This window comes from Calderihabitans maritimus, assembly GCF_002207765.1.
In the GTDB taxonomy this organism is placed as follows: Bacteria; Bacillota; KKC1; order Calderihabitantales; family Calderihabitantaceae; genus Calderihabitans; species Calderihabitans maritimus.
This window is the reverse complement of record NZ_BDGJ01000087.1, coordinates 1-2,640: the sequence shown is the minus strand read 5'-3', so window position 1 is coordinate 2,640 and position 2,640 is coordinate 1. Positions and strand designations below refer to the sequence as shown.

The following is a 2,640-nucleotide window of genomic DNA, read 5'->3' as shown; positions in this document are numbered from 1 at the left end:
GGCGGATGCAGTAATAATTCCTGCCAGTAAAGTGGTAGTGGATGAACGGGTAAGGATTAAATGTGCTTTTCCCCGATGCCATCTTTATGGGGAGAGTCCCAATTGTCCCCCCTACACTCCTGAACCGGAGGAAATGAGAAAAGTGTTCAGCAAATACCAGTATGCTCTCCTGTTCAAGACAGATGTAAGCCCACTTGAAGATTTTGTGGATGATAAACAATGGCACACCGGGCATATGAAACACCAGCAAAAGGCAGACGACATCGCCAGTGTCATCGAAGCATTGGCTTTTAACGACGGTTATTACTTTGCCGTAGGATTTGGTGCCGGCGGTTGTAAAACAGCCTTGTGTAAGGGACAAATATGCCAGTTCTTGGACAGCGGCCGGTGCAGATTTCCTTTACGTTCCAGGCCGTCCATGGAAGGAGTAGGGATTGATGTTTTCAGGCTGGTAACCGAGGTGGGATGGGATATTTATCCTATTGCCCACAAATATGTAGAACCGGACTCCGTTAAATGCGCCATCTCCGTAGGTATTGTTTTTATCACATAGAGCAGTGAGCAGGTAAAATTTCTTTTTTAATAAGCAAAGAGGGGAGGGCCTGTTTTTATGAAAGATATTATTGAGATATTGGAGGAATTTATTCCGGAGGATAACCCTAGAAAGTGGGCCAAATTAGCCAGTAATGTTAATTACCGGAGGTTACACCTATTGCTATTGAAAGAAATCTTGCTTGAATTAAGGAAAATGAATCAGACAAATTTTTAAGTAAATCAAAAAATTACCTAGGTCCACTTGACAGCTTCCCGCTAAAAAGGATACTATCTACCTTCTGCGTTGGGTGGTATAATTTTCAGGGAAAAAAGGTAAGTAATAAATTTGTCTCCCATCGACTAATGTTATTATGATGCCCTGTCTTTCTTTGGACAAAAATAGTCGTGTTCCAACTGGTAATTTTGTAGCCATATATTCTTCAAATGGTTTGCCTACTTCATAGAACTTTTTAATTTCACATAATTTTGCTTCCTGGTCTAACGTCGGTTTGAGTTTATTAACCCATTCAATATCTTCGGCGTTTATATAGATGTTTCCATTACATACGAATATATCAATACTGTCGTCTGCTTGTACCATTTCTTCCGCTTTAGCAATTACTTTTTTGCGACGTTCTTCAATTTGCATTGAACCCCTAACTTTCGGGTCAGGGAATAAAGAACAGCCTGTAATAAATATGAGAATCAGACATAACAATCCAATTACCACTTTCAAAGAATTATTCTTTGTCAACTGTCGTATTCCCCCTTGACAGCCTGTTATTCTTAGGCAACTCTGTTAACAAGTTTATTAAATTTTACCATTCTTTAGTACAATTTGGCAAATTTATAAGTCTCACCGGCTTCACTGATATGTGGATTGATTACGATGTGCCGCTCGCGTCGAATAAGGGAGAAGAACGTGTTTGAACGTCCTTCTCCCTTTACCACAAGTAAATTTCGACCGCACTCCTAGGTAAGAAAACCAGAGAGAGGTATTTTCTCTTACCTATACCTAGCAGCTTTGAGCAAAGGCTCTTCGTCAAGGTAATTACCTGTTACTGCATCAATGTAAATTGCATGTGAAGCTGTGCTAACTTTCCAAAAGTAATACCCTCCGCCGGAATACCAGCTTTATGGGTCACGCAATTTCTGCCGATACTGCGTTCCCCTGCCTTAAAGAACGCCGCATGTCAATTATCCGCTGGTTACGGGATCCTCGAAAGGGCAAATTCAAGTCCCTTTCCGCCAGGATAAAAGGCCCGCCCACCAGCCAGTCGCTACCCAGACATATGAGTTGGGTCAAGATGGCCTTAACAGTTTCACGATATTCGGTCAGAACCGTCTCTGACTAGACGCATTACTTTAATGATACATCTTGAACAGATATTAATTGACCAGTTTCAGCATCATAGATTTTTGTTCTTTGGGCATTGTCTATGACAGTATCCTTGATTTCAATACCAGGCTTCAACGGACCGTTTCCAACATCGATTCCATTGGGATAGTATATTTGGACAACCCACACCAAGCGTTGGGGTGACAACGATGTGACGAAAAAACCGTTCCCCAGTTTATCTAAAAACTCTTGGTAGGTCATAAGCTCAATCATTTTTATTTGAGCCTGTTCCGCTTGCAATTTTTCTCGATTTATCTTCTTATTTATATCAAATGATCTTTCCCCCGGCAGATCGTGATTACCCGGATAAACAGGCTGAGGATTCCTGTTCAACGGGGGCATGATTTCACCGGTTCCACCTTTATTTAATTTTACCGTTTCGTCAGTAATCCCCCATTTAGGAACATTTACATCAACCGTTGAGGCTATGGCATACGCAGAAAAAACACTCATCAGCACAACAAAACCCAATAATATTAATCTTCTTTTCATTCTGAACCATCCTTGTTCTCTTTTGCATGTTTTTTGGCAAGAAAAAACTCCCGACAACCGGGAAGATTTTTTCCAGCACCCGTCTGCATTGGCAATTGATGTAGAATTGTCCTTCTTATCCATGTAGTCCTTCCCTAATACGAGATCTCTGAAAAACCCGTTAACCGTTGAAGCTGTAGGCTTACAGAGATTACCTGATTTTGACTAAATCCGTG

At 41.2% G+C, this 2,640-nt stretch carries 4 protein-coding genes and 1 pseudogene; 2 read left to right on the top strand and 3 right to left on the bottom strand.

Annotated features, from left to right (window positions below; genetic code table 11):
- Positions 1-553, top strand: a 553-nt coding sequence (locus KKC1_RS07720) for a DUF2284 domain-containing protein (protein WP_088553893.1), incomplete at its 5' end; no start/stop codon positions are given.
- A gap of 57 nt (positions 554-610) precedes the next feature.
- Positions 611-769 carry a hypothetical protein gene (locus KKC1_RS16015; RefSeq protein WP_153802851.1) on the top strand — a complete coding sequence of 53 codons (159 nt, stop codon included), beginning with the start codon at positions 611-613 and terminating at the stop codon, positions 767-769.
- A 57-nt stretch (positions 770-826) separates the two neighbouring features.
- On the opposite strand, the gene KKC1_RS07715 is transcribed toward KKC1_RS16015, so the two are convergent.
- The 3 genes and pseudogenes from KKC1_RS07715 to KKC1_RS07705 all read right to left on the bottom strand — a co-directional run bounded on the left by KKC1_RS07715 (position 827) and on the right by KKC1_RS07705 (position 2,548).
- Positions 827-1,288, bottom strand: a complete 462-nt coding sequence (locus KKC1_RS07715) for a hypothetical protein (RefSeq protein ID WP_088553892.1) — start codon at positions 1,286-1,288, stop codon at positions 827-829.
- A 387-nt stretch (positions 1,289-1,675) separates the two neighbouring features.
- A pseudogene (locus tag KKC1_RS07710) lies at positions 1,676-1,816 on the bottom strand (anaerobic ribonucleoside-triphosphate reductase activating protein); the annotation flags it as partial.
- Between the two features lie 78 nt (positions 1,817-1,894).
- A complete protein-coding gene (locus tag KKC1_RS07705) occupies positions 1,895-2,548 on the bottom strand; it encodes a hypothetical protein (RefSeq protein ID WP_088553891.1) in 654 nt (217 codons plus the stop codon).
- Positions 2,549-2,640 lie beyond the last annotated feature (92 nt).